The sequence below is a fragment of the Cellulomonas sp. P24 genome, from assembly GCF_024704385.1.
Taxonomy (GTDB): domain Bacteria; phylum Actinomycetota; class Actinomycetes; order Actinomycetales; family Cellulomonadaceae; genus JAJDFX01.
In genome coordinates, this window is record NZ_JAJDFX010000002.1 from 3106525 (window position 1) to 3123349 (window position 16825).

Sequence of the window (16825 nt, forward strand, 5' to 3'; positions counted from 1 at the left end):
CCGCCGGGAATCCGTAGCCGCTACGCAGGTTCGCCGGTGCCCCAGCGGGCATCGCTGACACGGCGGCCGAGCTTCGCGAGCTCGCGAACGGTTGCCGTCCGGACGTCACGCATCCCGACCAACCGGCGCTCGGCGACCGCGTCGTACGCGGAGGCGAGGACGACGTTGCGGATGTCGCCGCCGGCCAGCTCGATCGATCCGGCGAGGAACGCGACGTCGACGGGGTCGTCCGGGTCGGTGCCCGGGAGCTGGTCCAGGTGGTGCTGCCACAGCAGCCGACGGGTCGGCTCGTCCGGGTCGGGGAAGTGCACCATGAAGTGCAGCCGCCGCGCGAACGCCGGGTCGAGGTTGCCGCGCAGGTTCGTCGCGAGCACCGTCACGCCCTCCGAGGCCTCCATCCGCTGCAGCAGGTAGGACACCTCCTGGTTGGCGTAGCGGTCGCGTGCGTCGGTCACCGAGGAACGACTGCCGAACAGGGAGTCGGCCTCGTCGAAGAACAGCACCGCGTTGAGGGACTCGGCCTGGGTGAACACCCGCTCGAGGTTCTTCTCCGTCTCCCCGATGTACTTGTCGACGACGCTGGACAGGTCCACCTGGAACAGGTCCATGCCGAGCGAGTCGGCCACGACGTGGGCCGCCAGCGTCTTGCCGGTGCCGGGGCTGCCCGAGAACAGGGCGGTGATGCCGGTGCCCTTGCCGCCCTTGCCCTGCAGGTCCCCGAGGGCCATCACCTCGTCGCGGTCGCGCGCCCACCCGATCAGCCGCATGACCTCGCGCCGGGTGTGCGCCGGGAGCACGAGGTCGTCGAGCGTGGCCGGGGTTCCCGAGGTGCGCAGCCGCGGGTCGCGGGTGCCGCCGAGGCGTCGCGCGGCGAGCCGGACATCGTCCGAGGTCACCGGCCGTCCGGCGCGCGCCGCGTCGGCCTCGGCCCGGCGCCCCACCGCGGTGATCTCCTCGGGGGTCATGCGCAACGTCAGCACGTCGCGGGTGGTCGCGGCCTCCCCGACGACCCGGTACCACTGGGCGGCGCGCTCGTCCTGGTCCAGCCGGGTGGCCATGACGGCGGGTGGCAGCGCCTCCGACCAGCGCGGGTCCCAGCCGGTGCGCCCGACGGCGACGACCGGTACCGCGGCGTGGAGGTCACCGAGCTGGTCCGCCGCGAGGTGCGCGCCTGCGAGCACGAGCACCGTGCCGCCGAGCCCGGCCTCGAGGACGAGCGCCTGGACGGTCCGCCGGACGAGCGCGGGGTCCGGGCCGAGGCCGGGGGTGACCGGCAGTCGTTCGAGGTCACCGACGAGGCAGACGACGTCGAGCTCACGGCAGGCGGCGACCGCGAGCGCCGTGCCGGCGGCGCCGACGGGGGAGTGCACCCAGATCAGGGGTTCGCCCGCATCCAGTGCCGCAGCGACGTCCGCGTAGCCGTCGAGGTCGACGGCCTCGGGGTCCCGCAGGACCGCGGCGGCCTCCGCGGAGACTCGGTGCGAGCCCAGGAGCCGGGCGGTGACACGGTCGGGCAGCCGCAGCCGGCGGGCGAGGAGCACGTCGTCCCCGTCGAGGGCGAGCAACCCGTACCGGACCAGCGGGCCGTCGGGCGCGAGGCGCTCGCGGGCGGCGGGGTCCACGACGGAGGCACCGACCAGCTCGAGCGCGAGAGCGACGGTGGGCCGCCCGGGACCGCTGTCTCCGGAGAGCAGGCCGCACAGCAGGTGGGCGGACGGGTGCAGCTCGGCGAGGAGCGCGACGAGCAGGAGGTGCTCGTCGACGGGTGCCAGGCCGAACACGTCGCGAACCGCGGCGAGGTGCTCGAGCGCCGGGGCGACCGGGTCGTCGGCGGTGAGGACGTCGAGCGCGGCGAGGGCCTGGTCGCGCGCGGGCCAGCCGACGCGGCGGTCCACTGCCGTGCGGAGGGCGGCATCGATGGCCGACGACGGCGTGGGGGCGGTCGTCGTCATGGTCAGTACTCTCGCGCGCCAGGGCGCCACGGGTCGAGGCCCACGCCGGAAGTCCGGTAGCGACTACGGAGGGGAACGCCGCCCGGTGCAGTCGAGAGGCCCGGTGCCGTCGAGAGGCTGGGTGCCGTCGAGAGTCCCGGTGCTGTCGGGGTGCCGCGGCGCGCCGGGGTCAGCAGGTCTCGGCCTGGGCGAGGAGCACCTCGGCGACGGCACTGGCGAGCGCGGGCTCGAGCTCGAGGGCCATCACCTGGGCTGCGCGGAGCGCGAGCGGCTGGGCGGTGGTCGCGATCTCGAGGATCCGGCTCTTGAGTGCGTACTCGATCTGGGCGCGGTCGAGCAGGGCGAACAGGCGCGAGCGGACGTCGTTCGCGGCCAGCCGGGGTCCCGGTCCTGCCTCGACGCCCGGCTCCACGCCTGCCCCGACGCCCGACCCGACACCCAGGTAGATCCGCAGCTCGGCGCGCACGGGCACGTCCGCCACGCCGACCTGCAGGCGGGTCGTATGCCGGCGGACGCTGACGGCGACGTCCCGACCGTCGACCGTGGCCGTCGGCGTGACGTCGCCGTCGAGGGCCGGGAAGGTCAGCGTCCAGTCGCGCGCCGTCGGCAGGTGCCCCACGTCTCCGGACGGAGGCAGCACCGTCACCGTGCCCGCACCCTGGTCGAACCGGATCGTCGTCCGTGACGCCGCCCCGTCGCGGGTGCCGTCGTCCTCGACGAGGTCGAAGGCCCCGTCGGCGCCGACGACCACGAGGACCTCGAGGTGTCGCGGGTTGACCGGCTCGTTCGCGGGGACCTGGTCGCCGTCGAGCGGGACGATCGCTCCGGCCCGTGCGAGGACCGGGATCGAGGTGAGGTCGCGGTGGAGGTGGATCTCGCGGTCACCGTCGTAGACGAGGTCGGTGAGCAGGTCGACCCAGCGGCCCTCGGGCAGCCATGCAGCGACCCGGCCCAGCAGGGTGCGCCGGTCGGCCGGCTCGGTGATCGCGGCGACGACGAGCTCGCTGCCGAACACGTACTCGTTCGGGACCCGGTAGGCCTGCGCGTGCTCGGGCCAGCGGTGGTACAGCGGCAGGACCAGCGGCGTCCCGTCGGCGGCTCGGTGGTTCATGGTGTGCAGGTACGGGACGAGCCGGTGCCGCAGCCGCAGGTGCTCGGTCATGATCCGCGCGGGTTCCGCGGCGAAGGTCCACGGTTCCTTGGTGGTGAACTCGTTCGCGCCGGAGTGCAGCCGCAGCACCGGCGAGAACGTGCCGAGCTGCAGCCACCGGGTCGCGAGCTCGTCGTCCTTGGTCCCGAAGAAGTGCCCGCCGATGTCGTGGCTCCACCAGCCGTAGCCGATGTTGCTCGCGGTCGCGGTGAAGTGCGGCTGGAAGGCGAGCGACGCCCAGGAGATCACGGTGTCCCCGGAGAACCCGACCGGGTAGCGGTGGCTCCCGGGTCCGGCGTAGCGCGAGAAGGTCAGCGCCCGGCGTCCGTCGCGGCCGTTGTCGAGGTAGTGGAAGTGGTTGAGCATCCACAGCGGATCGATGCCGGCGATGCGCGAGTGCGGTCCGGACTGCCAGTCGAGCCACCAGAAGTCGACGCCCTGGGCCTCGAGGTCGTGGTGCAGCACGTCGAAGTACGCGGCGAGGAACTCCGGGTCGGTCACGTCGAACGAGATCGGCTCGCCCGTGGACGCGTCCCGCCCGAGCGCGGCCGCCATGGCCGGGTAGGCGTCCTCGAAGGACCGCACGCCGTCGGCCGGGTGCACGTTGAGTGTCACGCGCAGCCCGTGCTCGTGCAGCCAGGCGAGGAGCGCCTGCGGGTCGGGGAACAGGTCGCGGTTCCACGTATAGCCCGTCCAGCCGCTGCCGTGCGACGGGTCGATGTCGACCAGGTGCCAGTCCATGTCGATGACGCTCACCGAGAACGGGATCCCCTCGTCCCGGAACCGCGTCATGAGCCGGACGTACTCGTCGGCCGTGTATGCGTAGTAGCGGCTCCACCAGTTGCCGAGCGCCCAGCGCGGCAGGACGGGGGTGCTCCCGGAGACGGCGTAGAACGCGTGCAGCGCCTCGGGGTAGTCGTGCCCGTAGGCGAAGACGTAGAGGTCCTGGCGGTCGCCCGTGCGCGGGGCGACCCAGCCGTCGGCGTCGAAGAGGAACGACTGCGAGTCGTCCACGACGGCGTACCCGTACCGCGACACGACGCCCGGCTCGAGGGGGATCGCCCCGTCGGCCGTGTCGAGGGTGCGGGCCGTGCCGCCGAGCTCGCCGCCCGTCGAGCCGTACCGCCAGACCGAGTGGTACGACGTCACGCCGCCGCCCACGGCGAGGCTCAGCCCGCTCGTCGTGAACGGCCCCTTGTCGTAGCTGAGCCGGAACCGCGCCGTGACGACCTCGAGGTGGTCGCCGTGGTCGCGCACCGTGAAGTCGGGCACGGGCAGCTCGCGGTGGAGGGCGAACGTGGACGCACGGTCCTCGAACCTGCCGTCCTCGGCGTACTCCAGGCGCACCAGGCCCTCGGTGAGGACGGTGATCCGGTAGCGGTCACCGACGACGACGGCCCGGGGGTCGGCGACGGGGTGGGAGTCGAGGCGGTCGACCGGCGTCATGCGGGGTTCTCCCTGGTCGGGCGGGGTGGAGCGCGAGACCTTTAACGCTAAACCGGCTACTGTGCGAGGGTCAAGCGCCCGGCCCGTGCCGGACCCCGGGGAAGGAGAGCCCGCTGCCTCGCATCACGCTCAAGGACATCGCCCACGAGGTGGGCGTGAGCGTCATGACCGTCTCCAACGTCGTCAACGGCAACCTCGACCGGGTCTCCCCGGAGACCGCGCGACGCGTCGACGAGGCGGTCGAACGGCTCGGGTACGTCCCGAACGCAGCAGCGCGCAGCCTCGCCGGGCAGCGCAGCCGGCTGGTGGGAGTCCTGGTGCCGGAGGCGCGCGACGACCGCAGCCTGCTCGCCAGCCCGCACCACGTCGACGTCATCGGCGCCGTCGAGGCCGAGCTGCGCCGCCACGACCACCACCTCCTGCTCCGCGCGGTCGCGACCCGCCAGGACGTGCTCGAGTCCGTCCGTCGATGGGGGCTCGACGGTGTCGTGGTGCTCGGCTGCACCGAGGCCGTGCTCGCGACGCTCGACCTGCCGTCCGGGGTGCCGGCCGTCGTCGTCGACTCGTACGCCGACGACCCCCGCCTCGGCTACATCCGGTCCGACGACCGCACCGGCGGCCGGCTCGCCGGCGAGCACCTGCTCGACCTCGGCCACGAGCGCGTCGCGTTCGCCGGCCCGCTCGGCTCGGGCAGCCGGGTGGTCCACGAACGCCTCGCCGGGCTGCAGGACGCGCTCGCGGACAGGGGGATCGACCCGGCCGCGGTGGTGACCCTCGACGCCCCGACGACCTACGCCGACGGGGTCACCACTGGCACCCGGATCGCCGCGGCGCACCCCCAGGTCACCGCCGTGTTCGCGACGGCGGACATCCTCGCCGCCGGTCTGTGCCGCGGGCTGGGCCGGGCCGGGCGGCAGGTGCCGCGCGACGTCTCGGTACTCGGGTACGACGACGCCGACCTCGCCGAGATGGTGACGCCGCAGCTCTCCACGGTGGCGCAGGACAGCGTCGGCAAGGGGGTTGCGGCCGCCCGGCTCGTGCTCGCGATGATCGACGGCGACGGACCACGAGCGGTCGCGCCGGGAGCCCTGACGCTCGTGCACCGGGAGTCCACCGGACCGCGCCGCTCGGTGACCGGATGACCCGCCCGCGCGGGTGCCGTCCACCCCATGACCGCCGATTGCGCGATGCCCCCGGGGGTGTCCGCGGTACCCTCTCAAGACCATCCGCGCGCTGCCGATGAGAGGACCAGGGGAGGCGCGAGGCCATGGAATCGTCGCAGGCACGCGCGGCCGGCCGCATCGGCGTGGTAGCCGGTGCCGTGGCGTGCGTGCTGGTGGCCCGGCTCGCCCTCGGTGACGCCGGTGCCCCGCTCGACGGCCTGATGGCGCTCGTGGCCGCCTGGGGTGCGCGGAGAGCGAGTCGTCTGGCGCGCACGACGCGCAGCAGGCGTGCATGGCGCTTCCAGTGGATCGCGCCGGTGGTCTGGGCGGTTGCGCCGATCGTCTGGATCACCGGCGCCCCGCCTGTCGTGGCGGCTGCGGCGCGCGTCGCGTTCCTCGTCCTCGTCGCCACCGCCTGGTGGCTCGCGTCCCACTCCGCGGACACCTGGTCGCGCGTGCGCCTCGTGGTCGACGGTGGTCTCGCCGCCGCCTCCGGGTTCGTCGTGGGTCGGGCCTTCCTGCTCCACCCTTCGGGGGACGCCGCCGGTGCCGAGGGAGTCGTCGCCGTCGCCCTTCCCCTGGGTGCCGTCGCGGTGGCCACGTTCCTCGTCGGCCTCGCGTTGACGGAGATGCAGGGCCGCCACCGCCTGATGCCGGCCGTGTACACCGTGGGAACGATGGTCATCATCTGGTCCGACGTGGCGCAGTCCAGGGGTAGCACGCCGCTCTGGGCCGTCGGCTTCGCCCTGTACGCCGTCGCGACCCGGACCTACCGCGGGACGTCGCGTCGTCGTGACCTGGTCAGCACGGGCTGGACGACGGCCTACGCACCGTACCTCCTGGTCGCCCCGGCGGCCCTGACGCTCGGCGTCCAGGGTGCGCACGGGACGATCCCCGGCCCGGAGATCGCGGCCGCGGTGGCGATGGTCGCGCTGCTGCTCGTCCGTCAGCACGTGACGTCGGCGGAGAACCGGGTCCTGGTGCATCGGCTCGCGACGACCGAGCGGCTCCTGCGGCACCAGGCCACCCATGATGCCCTGACGGGGCTGCCGGGCCGTGTCGTCCTGTGGGAGCGGCTCGAGGAAGCCGCCCGGCGCCGGACCACCGAGCCGTTCGCGGTCGCGGTCGTGTTCGTCGACCTCGACGACTTCAAGGCCGTCAACGACGGGCACGGGCACGCGGCCGGTGACCATCTGCTCGTCGAGACGGCGCGCCGGCTCCGGGGCGCCCTGGAGGACCTGGGCGGCGACGCGCTCGCCGTGCGCATGAGCGGCGACGAGTTCGCCGTCCTGCTCGTCGAGGGTGCTGCCGAGCGGGCCGCCGACGTCGCACGCCGGATCCTCATGGCGATCCAGCGCCCCGTGACCGTCAACGGGATCCAGATCACGGTGGGCGGCAGCGTCGGGGTCGCCTCGACGGAGAGCGGCGACCTCAACCCGTCGGCCCTGCTCCGGGCCGCCGACGTCGCCATGTACGACGTCAAGCACCAGGGGAAGGGCGGCGTCCGGGTGGCCGAGGACACGGGGCGACGCTGAGCCTCGCGGCCTCGCAGCGCCACGGCCTCGCGGCCTCGCAGCGCCACGGCCTTGCGGCCTCACAGTGCCGTCATCGCCCCCGCACCTGCGATGTCCAGCCCGCCGTCGTCGGCGCCTGGTCGGGGCGGTCGGGACGGGCGTTCCTCCGGTTGCCGCGGCCGATCCCCGGGTGTTCAGTCGAGGAGACGCTCGTCGCGGTGGGAGCCCGACACGATGCCGGCCCGCGACGTCGCGGTCGTGCAAAGGAGCACTGACATGAAGTACGTCCCACCAGGACAACCCGGAAGTATCGTCTCGGTCAAGCCGAGGTACGAGAACTTCATCGGGGGAGCATGGGTGCCGCCGACGAAGGGCAAGTACCGGGTCAACGTGACCCCCGCGACGGCCCAGCCGATCACCGAGGTCGCCGAGTCGACGCCGGAAGACGTCGAGCTCGCCCTCGACGCCGCGCACGCGGCGAAGGACGCCTGGGGTGAGGCCACCGCGACCGAGCGCGCCGTGGTGCTCAACGCCATCGCCGACGCGGTCGAGAAGAACGCGGAGATGCTCGCCGTCGCCGAGAGCTGGGAGAACGGCAAGCCGGTCCGCGAGACCCTCAACGCCGACATCCCGCTCGTCATCGACCACTTCCGCTACTTCGCCGCCGCGGCACGCATGGAAGAGGGTTCCTCGACCGAGATCGACAAGGACACGGTCGCGTACCACTTCCGCGAGCCGCTGGGCGTCGTCGGGCAGATCGTCCCGTTCAACTTCCCGCTGCTGATGGCGGCATGGAAGCTCGCCCCGGCGCTCGCCGCGGGGAACTGCTCGGTGCTGAAGCCCGCGTCGCCGACGCCGTGGTCGATCATGAAGCTGATGGAGGTCATCGCGGACGTCGTGCCGGCCGGCGTGATCAACGTCGTGACCGGACCGGGTGCGGAGATCGGCAAGGCGCTCGCGGCGAACCCGCGCATCGCGAAGATCGCGTTCACGGGCGAGACCGTGACCGGGCGCCTGATCATGCAGTACGCCGCGCAGAACATCATCCCGTCGACCACCGAGCTCGGTGGCAAGTCGCCGAACATCTTCTTCAGCGACGTGATGGACCACGACGACGACTTCCTCGACAAGGCGATCGAGGGCCTCGTGCTCTACGCGTTCAACAAGGGCGAGGTCTGCACCTGCCCGTCGCGGGCGCTCATCCAGGAGGACATCTACGAGAAGTTCATGGAGCGGTGCCTGGCCAGGATCGCGGCGATCAAGCAGGGCGACCCGCTCGACACCGAGACCATGATCGGCCCGCAGGTCTCCAAGCAGCAGATCGACAAGATCTCGTCGTACGTCGACATCGGCCGCGCCGAGGGCGCCGAGGTGCTCATCGGTGGCAAGCGCGCCGAGATGCCGGGCGACCTCGGCGGTGGCTACTTCTACGAGCCGACGGTGCTCAAGGGCGACAACAAGATGCGGGTGTTCCAGGAGGAGATCTTCGGCCCGGTGCTTGCGGTCACCACGTTCAAGGACGACGCTGAGGCGTTGGCGATCGCGAACGACACGCTGTACGGGCTCGGTGCCGGGGTCTGGACCCGCAACGGGAACCGGGCCTTCACGATGGGTCGCAAGATCAAGGCCGGTCGTGTGTGGACCAACTGCTACCACCAGTACCCGGCCGGTGCGGCGTTCGGCGGCTACAAGATCTCCGGCGTCGGTCGCGAGAACCACCGGATGATGCTCGACCACTACAGCCAGACGAAGAACCTGCTGGTCAGCTACAGCACGAAGCCGCTGGGCTTCTTCTGAGCCGACCCGTGCCGGCTCGTTCAGGGTCGGAAAGCAGGACCGAGGAGGGTGATGTCCGAGACGACGGTCCCGGCACGCATCACGGCCACCCCGGCGGCACGCGAGGCGATCGCACGCCTGTGTGCCGACCGGGGCGGCCCGGTGATGTTCGTGCAGTCCGGAGGGTGCTGCGCCGGCAGCACGCCGATGTGCTTCCCGTTGGGGGAGTTCATCCTGGGTGACGTCGACGTGCTGCTCGGCGACATCGACGGCTGCCCGTTCTACATCGACAAGCGGCTCGACGAGGCGTGGCACCAGGACGTGTTCCTGCTCGACGTCGCCGAGGGCGGTCCCGAGGACTTCTCGCTGCCGGCGGGGGAGGACCTGCACTTCGTCACGCTCTCGCCGGCGTGCGTCGTCCCGACGGACTGACGGCGGCTCCTGCGGTCACCCGAGCCGGCGGACGGTGTCCTCGTCCACGGTGAACGGTGCCCGCAGGAGCGCATCCGTGCGGCTCGACGGGCCGACGAGCAGCTCGAAGTCGCCGGGCTCGACGACGCGGCGTCCGTGCGCGTCCACGATCGAGCACGCGGAGAGCGGCAGCTCGACGGCCACGGTGCGGGACTCGCCGGGGGCGAGGTCGACCTGCCGGTACGCCTTGAGCTCCCGGTCGGCCCAGCTGGCCGACGTGACGAGGTCACGCACGTAGACCTGGACGGTCTCCCGGACCGGCCGGGTCCCGGTGTTGTGCACCGTCACCTCGGCACGGACGGTGCCGGTGCCGAGGGTGCCGGTGACGGACACGTCGAGCAGCCGCAGGTCGGTGTACGTGACGCTGGTGTAGGAGAGCCCGTCGCCGAACGCGAACGCGGGCGACTGCGTCAGGTCGGCGTAACGGTCCCCGTGCTGCCCACGGACCTGGTTGTAGTACGTCGGCTGCTGCCCGGCGTGCCGCGCGAACGAGATCGGCAGCCGACCCGACGGCTCGATCCGCCCCAGGAGGAGCTCGGCGATCGCCTGGCCGCCGCGCATGCCCGGGTTCGCCGCCCAGACCACGGCCGAGGCCGTGAGCGCCGATGTGGGGAGCACGAGGGGCTTGGAGGCGAGGAGCACCACGACCATCGGGGTGCCCGTCGCGGCCACCGCGTCGAGCAGGGCCACCTGACCGCCGACGAACTCGAGCGTCGCGGTGGAGCGTCCCTCGCCCACGAGCTCGATCCGGTCCCCGACCACGACGACGGCGACGTCGGCGGCGCGGGCCCGGGCGACCGCCTCGTCGAGGAGCGCCTGGTCCGGGCGGGAGGGCACGACCACCGGAGGTCGCGGCTGGCCGTCGGGGAAGGTCGCGCCGTCGGGGTCCGCGGCCAGCGTGAGGATGTCCGCGCCGCGTGCGTGCGTGACGCTCCACCCCTCCGGCACCGTCGCGCGCAGCCCGTCGAGGACCGTGGTGATCAGGTCGCGCGGCTGCCCGTCGGGGAGCCAGTCGACCTGGCCGGAGCTGCCCGCCCAGTCCCCGAGCTGGGTCTGGGCGTCGTCGGCCAGCGGTCCGAGCACGGCGATCGTGCGCGCTCGGCGGGTGGAGGCATCGGCGGGGTCGCCGTCCGGGCCCGCGCTGCCGTCGACCTGGCCCGCGCCACCGTCGAGCGGGAGCACGCCGTCGTTGCGCAGCAGCACGAGCGACCGCCGCGCGACCTCGAGGTTGAGCGCGGTGTGGCTCGCGCGGCCGACCACGGCCCGCTGCGCGGCGGCGTCGGGGCGGCGCGGGTTCTCGAACAGCCCGAGCTCGAGCTTGAGCGTGAGGATGCGGGCCACCGCGCGGTCGATCTCCGCCTCGTCGAGCAGCCCGCGCGCGACCGCCTCCTGGGCGCCGGCGAAGAACTGCGGCGTGGTCATCACGAGGTCGTTGCCCGCGCGGACGGCCGCCGCGGCGGCGCGGACGTGGTCGGGCTGGACGTGCTGCTCCCAGACCATCCGGCCGACGTTGTCCCAGTCGGTGACGAGCGTGCCGGTGTAGCCCCACTCGCCACGCAGCACCTCGTCGAGCAGCCATGCGTTGACCGTGATCGGGACGCCGTCCATCGTCTGGTAGCCGAGCATGAACGTCCGGCAGCCCTCGCGTGCCACGCGCTCGAACGGCGGCAGGAACCACGAGCGGAGCTTGCGACGGGAGAGGTCGGCCTCGGAGGCGTCCCGGCCGCCCTGCGTCTCGGAGTACCCCGCGAAATGCTTCGCGGTCGCGAGCAGCGCGGTCGGGTCGTCGAGACCGTCGCCCTGGTAGCCGCGGACCATCGCGGAGGCGAGCTCGCCGATGAGGAACGGGTCCTCGCCGAACGTCTCGCCGACGCGCCCCCACCGCAGGTCGCGGGCGATGCACAGGACGGGGGAGAAGGTCCAGTGCACGCCGGTCGTGGACGCCTCGACGGCCGTCGCCCGGGCCACCTGCTCGATCAGGTCGCCGTCCCAGGTCGCCGCCATGCCGAGCTGGGTCGGGAAGATCGTCGCCCCGTCGCAGAACGAGTGGCCGTGGATGCAGTCCTCACCGACCAGGAGCGGGATGCGCAGCCGCGACTGCTCGACGAGCCGGTGCGCGAGCTCGAGGCGCTCGGGCGAGGTGTGCAGCAGCGACCCGGCATGCATGACCGTGAGGTGCTCCTCGACGCCCTCCCGTGCGTCGAGCTGCATCATCTGCCCGACCTTCTCGGGGAGGGTCATCCGGGCCAGGAGATCCGCGACGCGGTCGGCCACGGAGAGGTTCGGGTCCTCGTACGCGAGGGGGGTGCTCATCGGCATGACTCCGTGGTCGTCGGTCGTCGGTCGACGGCCGGACCGCCGTCGTCGGGGTGGGCGCTGACCCGCGCGAGGGGAGCGGGGCGCGAGGGTTCGTCAGCGCACCCGGAACCGCTGGACGAGGTCGTCCATCAGGGCGTCCATCCGCGCGTCGACCCGGCGACGCGCCGGATCCCCGTCGTACCAGTCGATGATCTCGCGGGCGCCCTGCTCGAACGGGATCGTCGCCCGGAAGTCGGGGACGACCGTCCGCAGCTTGCTGTTGTCGAAGGTCATCGAGTGCGCCTTGTCGCCGAGCAGGCCGGCGCCCCAGGTCGGGTCTGCGGCGGCGATGACGTCCGAGGGCACGTGGACGATGCGCGCCTCGACGCCGGCCGCGGAGGCGAGCGCCCGGGTGATCTGGTCCCAGGTCGGGGCGTCGTCCGAGGTGATGTGGAACGCGTCACCGATGGTCCGGGGATGTCCGAGCAGGGGGACGAACCCCTTGGCGAAGTCGGCGTGGTGGGTCAACGTCCACAGCGACGTCCCGTCCCCGTGCACCACGACCTCCTTGCCGTCGCGCATCCGCTGCACGGCGGTCCAGCCGCCGTCGAGCGGGATCAGGGTCTTGTCGTAGGTGTGCGACGGCCGCACGATCGTCATCGGGAAGCCCGACTCGCGGTAGGCCCCGACGAGCACGTCCTCGCAGGCGATCTTGTCGCGCGAGTACTGCCAGTACGGGTTGCGCAGGGGGTGGACTCCACCACCGGCACGTGCGCCGGTGGCGTCTGGTAGGCGGAGGCCGAGCTGATGAACACGTACTGACCGGTGCGGCCGGTGAACAGGTCGATGTCGGCGCGGACGTGGTCGGGGGTGAACGCCACCCAGTCCACGACTGCGTCGAACTCGAGACCGGCGAGGGCCGTGCGCATCGAGGCCGGGTCGCGGACGTCGGCGCGCAGCACCGTGACCCCCTCCGGCAGCGGACGCGTCGTGCTCGTCCCGCGGTTGAGGACGTGCAGGTCGATCCCCCGCTCGACGGCCAGCCGTGTGCTCGCCGAGCTGATGGTGCCGCTGCCGCCGATGAACAAGACCTTGAGTGCGCTCATGCGACGAACGCTAGTCGCGAGTGTGCAGGTCGACGATCGACTCTCCGGACCGGCCCCTGAGAAGGTCCTGACGATCGACGCGCCCGAGCGGGTCGACTCTGGCACTTGGTGTCGAAAGCGCCCGGGCGACGCTACGCTCGGAGCGTGCCATCGACAGAGACGACCTTGCGTGACCGAGCCCGGCGAGCCGTCAAGGTCGAGCTCGTCGACGCGGCGCTGGACCTCTTCCGCGAGAACGGTTTCGACCAGACCACGATCGACGACATCGCCCACGCCGTCGGCATGTCTCGACGCAGCTTCTTCCGCTACTTCTCCTCCAAGGACGATCTCGTTCTCGGCACCTATGAGCAGTGGGCGGAGCGGCTCGCGCGGGCCATGGCGGAGAGACCGCTCGACGAGCCGGTGTGGGAGTCGCTCCGGCGGGTCTTCGAGATCGTCGTCGACCCGATGATCGGCGAGCCGGCGACGGAGCACAGCCTGGCGATGGACCGCATCGTGTTCTCGACGACCGCGCTCAAGGCGGCGTACCTCGAGAAGCTGGATCACGCGCAGGGCCGGGTGGTCGCGGTGGTCGGCAAGCGTGCACGGCTGCGCGGGGTGCCGATCGCCGAGCACGACGTCGCCACCCGTGCGGTCGTCGGCGCGGCATTCGCCTGCCTCCAGGTGGCGCATCGAGCGGTCCTCGACGCCGATGACGCGTCCGCCTACGGTCACGCGCTCGGCACAGCGATGGCGGCGATGGCGACGGTGGCCCAGGAGCGGTCCGCGACGCCCGAGTAGAGGATCCGGGCGGCCGCTCCGCCCGTCGCCGGCGGGCCCGAACGCGTGCCTCGCGACGTGGTCGCGGAAGGGGACGGCGCCTGGCGGGTCATCCCGGGCGCACACCATTGACCGTCTCAGACGCTCGGTATATCCTATAGGAACCACGATGACGAGGACCGAGGACGCTGATGTTCACTGCGGAGAACTGGCCGATTGCCTGCAACATGCTCTCGTTCGGGAGCACGGCTCCCGATGGGCGTCCGATCGCGGTGGCTCCCGCATCGGTCTGGGCCGCGCAGCTGCGTCAGGTGCGCGAGCTCGGGTTCGACTACATCGACCCGACCGACGGGTGGGTCCCGCTGGCGGCTCTGAGCGAGGCGCGGATCCGCGAGTTCGAGCAGGTGCTGGCTGACGAGGGCCTCGCGATCTCCTCGATCTCGATGACGCGGAACAGCGTCGTCGACGTCGAGCGCGGCGAGGAGAACCTCGCGATGGCGCACCGCCTGATCGACCTCGCCCCCCGGCTCGGCGCCACCGTCGTCAACACCGGTTTCATGCAGGCGGTGACCCCGGAGCAGCAGAAGGCGCTCTGGTTCTGGCTCGCCGAGGGGCACAAGGACGACCCCGCGCTGCGCCCGCTGGCCATCGAGCGCATCCGTGAGCTCGGCGAGCACGCCGCGAGGAACGGCATCCAGATCAGCCTGGAGATGTACGAGGACACCTACCTCGGTACCGCGGACGACGCGGTGGCCTTCGTGACCGAGGTCAACCACTCGGCCGTCGGGCTCAACCCCGACATCGGCAACCTGGTGCGCCTGCACCGGCCGATGCCCGGGTTCATGGAGATGTTCGAGAAGGTCCTGCCGCACGCGAACTTCTGGCACATCAAGAACTACCTGCGTGACGAGGACCCGCAGACCGGCTCCTACGCCTCCGCTCCGATGCCGCTCAAGACCGGCATCATCAACTACCGGGCAGTGATCCGCCGTGCGCTGGAGCTCGGCTACTCGGGCCCGTTCTGCTGCGAGCACTACGGCAGCGACTCGCTCGGCGTCTGCGCGGAGAACCGCGAGTACATCACCCAGGTGCTCACGTCCGCGTTGAGGTGACGGCGCGACCTCCGTGCCCACGAGGGGTACCCGGGGCGGGCCACCTGGTCACCCGTTCCTGCCGCCCCCGGTTGTCCCGTTCCACGTCCCATCCTGATCAGACCGAGTGGAGTCATCTGCCATGAGCATCCCCATCTCCCGTGTGACCGTCGTCGGCGCTGGCTACATGGGCGGTGGCATCGCCCAGAGCCTGGCGTTGGCGGGCTTCACCGTCCAGATCGCCGACGTCGACGTCGCCGCGTCGCTCAAGGGGCTCGAGCGCCTGCTCACCGAGGTGCAGGAGTTCGAGGCCGAGGGCCTGTACCCGCCGGGCAGCACCGAGGTGGTCAAGAAGAACCTCACGGCCGGCAAGACGATCGAGGAGGCCGTGGCCGACGCGGACTTCATCGAAGAGGCCGTCTTCGAGGTGCCCGAGGTCAAGCACGCCGTGCTCCGAACGATCTCCGAGTTCGCCCGCCCCGACGCCATCATCGGGACCAACACGTCGACCATCCCGGTCCATGAGCTCGTCCCCGCCGTGACCGGTCCGGAGCGCTTCCTCACCGTGCACTTCTCGAACCCCGCACCGTTCATCCCGGGGGTCGAGCTGGTCGCGGGCGAGGCCACGAAGCCCGAGGTCATCGCGGCCGTCAAGGATCTTCTTGCGCGTGCCGGCCGCCAGGGCGCGCAGGTCGCCGACACCCCCGGCATGGTCCTCAACCGGCTGCAGTACGTGCTCCTGAAGGAGGCGACGGCCATCGTCGAGGAGGGCGTCGCGACGGTCGAGGACGTCGACACGATCGTGCGGACGACCTTCGGCTTCCGGCTCGGGTTCTTCGGACCGTTCGCGATCGCGGACCAGGCCGGGCTCGACGTCTACGCCAACTGCTTCACGACGTTCGAGAACGCCTACGGACCGCGCCTGGCGACACCGAAGCTGCTGACCGACGCAGTCGCGGACGGTCGCAAGGGCACCAAGAACGGCAAGGGTCTGACCGGCGAGTTCGACGAGGAGACGCGGGCCGCGCTCATCGCCTACCGGAACAAGGCGTACTCGCGCATGGGTGACCTCCTGCGCGAGCTGGGCCCGGCGCCCAAGGGCGCCTGAGCGTAGCGGCGAGGCACGTCGCCTCGCTCTCGTCCGCCTGGACCGCGGCGGGGTCCTGCCAGGGTGCGGACCCGCCGCGGTGCCGGTCCGCGGTGGGCTAGCTCCCGTCGGCCTGCGGGTCGTTGTCGTGCGCGTGCAGGATCTGCTCGGTCGCCTTGTCCGCGAGCGAGCGTGAGCGGACCGCCGTGAGGTGTGCGCGCAAGGCCGCGCGCATCGCCACGGGGTCGTCGTTCTCCAGCGCGAGCAGGATGCGTCCGTGCTCGAGGAGTGCGTCGCCCATGTCGGTGAGGCCGAGCTCCACCGTCTGGCGCAGCCGGTGGATGTGTGATCCGAGGGAGTCGGCCATCTGCAGGATGAACCGGTTGTTCGCGTGGCGCATGATCGCGAGGTGGAAGGCCCAGTCGGCCTCGAAGTAGCGGCGGTACGCGGCGATGCGCTCGGCCTTGTCGGTCAGGGCGGGGGCTTCTCTGATCGCCTCCACCATCTCGCGATGGTGCGCCTGCGCGGCCTCGAGGAGCGGCTTCAGCGAGTCGGGCTCCTGGAGCGCGATGTCGAGCGCGCCGAGCTCGACGATCATCCGTGCATCGTTGAGCTGGCCGATCTCCTCGGTGGTGAGCGGCGCCGACACGCGGTAGCCACGGAGGGCGACCCGTGAGATCAGACCGGTGTGCTCGAGCTGTACCAGGGCCTCGCGGACCGGTGTGGGCGAGACGCCGAGCTCGCGGGCCAGGCCGTCGATGTTGAGGCTCGCCCCGGGGGCGAAGCGCTCGCCGAGCAGCATCTCGACGAGCTGGTTGAAGACGCCGTCCCGGAGCACCTTGCGGTCCACCTGGACGCGAGGTTGCGATCGCCAGGCGGGGGCCGATTCGCTCATGGTGTCACCTTACCGAACCCGGAATCCATTGATCCTCCACCGCGCATCCTATAGGATACGGGATTATTGACATCGTCGTCATACGGCTGAGGAGACCCCATGTCACGTGATCTGCGA

Annotated in this window: 11 protein-coding genes and 1 pseudogene; 7 read left to right on the forward strand and 5 right to left on the reverse strand. The window is 71.8% G+C overall.

What is annotated here, in order from left to right; translation table 11 throughout:
- Positions 1–20: 20 nt before the first annotated feature.
- The gene (locus LJB74_RS14610) at positions 21–1952 is read right to left on the reverse strand and encodes an AAA family ATPase (RefSeq protein ID WP_259309229.1); all 1932 of its coding nucleotides are present in this window, start codon (positions 1950–1952) and stop codon (positions 21–23) included.
- Between the two features lie 169 nt (positions 1953–2121).
- Positions 2122–4548: a glycoside hydrolase family 31 protein gene (locus LJB74_RS14615; RefSeq protein ID WP_259309230.1), complete on the reverse strand. Its 2427-nt coding sequence runs from the start codon at positions 4546–4548 to the stop codon at positions 2122–2124.
- Between the two features lie 137 nt (positions 4549–4685).
- Here LJB74_RS14615 and LJB74_RS14620 point away from each other — a divergent pair, with 137 nt between their 5' ends.
- The 4 genes from LJB74_RS14620 (at position 4686) to LJB74_RS14635 (ending at position 9433) form a co-directional block, all read left to right on the forward strand.
- On the forward strand, positions 4686–5690 hold the full coding sequence (locus LJB74_RS14620; protein ID WP_259310369.1) for a LacI family DNA-binding transcriptional regulator: 1005 nt from the start codon (positions 4686–4688) through the stop codon (positions 5688–5690).
- A gap of 125 nt (positions 5691–5815) precedes the next feature.
- A complete protein-coding gene (locus LJB74_RS14625; RefSeq protein ID WP_259309231.1) occupies positions 5816–7246 on the forward strand; it encodes a GGDEF domain-containing protein in 1431 nt (476 codons plus the stop codon).
- 255 nt (positions 7247–7501) lie between these two features.
- On the forward strand, positions 7502–9022 hold the full coding sequence (locus LJB74_RS14630) for an aldehyde dehydrogenase family protein (protein ID WP_259309232.1): 1521 nt from the start codon (positions 7502–7504) through the stop codon (positions 9020–9022).
- Between the two features lie 51 nt (positions 9023–9073).
- Complete coding sequence (locus tag LJB74_RS14635; RefSeq protein ID WP_259309233.1) at positions 9074–9433, forward strand: DUF779 domain-containing protein; 360 nt, start codon at positions 9074–9076, stop codon at positions 9431–9433.
- 15 nt (positions 9434–9448) lie between these two features.
- Here LJB74_RS14635 and LJB74_RS14640 read toward each other — a convergent pair whose 3' ends face one another.
- Together LJB74_RS14640 and LJB74_RS14645 are read right to left on the reverse strand one after the other, a co-directional pair.
- Entirely contained in the window at positions 9449–11785 is a 2337-nt protein-coding gene (locus tag LJB74_RS14640) for a glycoside hydrolase family 3 N-terminal domain-containing protein (RefSeq protein WP_259309234.1), read from the reverse strand.
- A gap of 99 nt (positions 11786–11884) precedes the next feature.
- A pseudogene (locus LJB74_RS14645) lies at positions 11885–12876 on the reverse strand (NAD-dependent epimerase/dehydratase family protein).
- Positions 12877–13020: 144 nt separating this feature from the next.
- Between LJB74_RS14645 and LJB74_RS14650 the strand changes: the two are divergent.
- From LJB74_RS14650 to LJB74_RS14660, 3 genes are all read left to right on the forward strand, one after another.
- Positions 13021–13656 carry a TetR family transcriptional regulator gene (locus LJB74_RS14650; RefSeq protein ID WP_259309235.1) on the forward strand — a complete coding sequence of 212 codons (636 nt, stop codon included), beginning with the start codon at positions 13021–13023 and terminating at the stop codon, positions 13654–13656.
- 170 nt (positions 13657–13826) lie between these two features.
- Entirely contained in the window at positions 13827–14747 is a 921-nt protein-coding gene (locus LJB74_RS14655; RefSeq protein ID WP_259309236.1) for a sugar phosphate isomerase/epimerase, read from the forward strand.
- A gap of 121 nt (positions 14748–14868) precedes the next feature.
- Positions 14869–15834 carry a 3-hydroxyacyl-CoA dehydrogenase family protein gene (locus LJB74_RS14660; protein WP_259309237.1) on the forward strand — a complete coding sequence of 322 codons (966 nt, stop codon included), beginning with the start codon at positions 14869–14871 and terminating at the stop codon, positions 15832–15834.
- A 97-nt stretch (positions 15835–15931) separates the two neighbouring features.
- On the opposite strand, the gene LJB74_RS14665 is transcribed toward LJB74_RS14660, so the two are convergent.
- Entirely contained in the window at positions 15932–16708 is a 777-nt protein-coding gene (locus LJB74_RS14665; protein WP_259309238.1) for a GntR family transcriptional regulator, read from the reverse strand.
- Positions 16709–16825 lie beyond the last annotated feature (117 nt).

What these genes read in the sequence shown, in the direction of transcription:
- LJB74_RS14640 (WP_259309234.1), bottom strand. Translation starts at nt 11,785, where the DNA reads ATGAGCACCCCCCTCGCGTACGAGGACCCGAACCTCTCCGTGGCCGAC.
- LJB74_RS14660 (WP_259309237.1), top strand. Translation starts at nt 14,869, where the DNA reads ATGAGCATCCCCATCTCCCGTGTGACCGTCGTCGGCGCTGGCTACATG.
- LJB74_RS14655 (WP_259309236.1), top strand. Translation starts at nt 13,827, where the DNA reads ATGTTCACTGCGGAGAACTGGCCGATTGCCTGCAACATGCTCTCGTTC.
- LJB74_RS14665 (WP_259309238.1), bottom strand. Translation starts at nt 16,708, where the DNA reads ATGAGCGAATCGGCCCCCGCCTGGCGATCGCAACCTCGCGTCCAGGTG.
- LJB74_RS14610 (WP_259309229.1), bottom strand. Translation starts at nt 1,952, where the DNA reads ATGACGACGACCGCCCCCACGCCGTCGTCGGCCATCGATGCCGCCCTC.
- LJB74_RS14630 (WP_259309232.1), top strand. Translation starts at nt 7,502, where the DNA reads ATGAAGTACGTCCCACCAGGACAACCCGGAAGTATCGTCTCGGTCAAG.
- LJB74_RS14635 (WP_259309233.1), top strand. Translation starts at nt 9,074, where the DNA reads ATGTCCGAGACGACGGTCCCGGCACGCATCACGGCCACCCCGGCGGCA.
- LJB74_RS14615 (WP_259309230.1), bottom strand. Translation starts at nt 4,548, where the DNA reads ATGACGCCGGTCGACCGCCTCGACTCCCACCCCGTCGCCGACCCCCGG.
- LJB74_RS14625 (WP_259309231.1), top strand. Translation starts at nt 5,816, where the DNA reads ATGGAATCGTCGCAGGCACGCGCGGCCGGCCGCATCGGCGTGGTAGCC.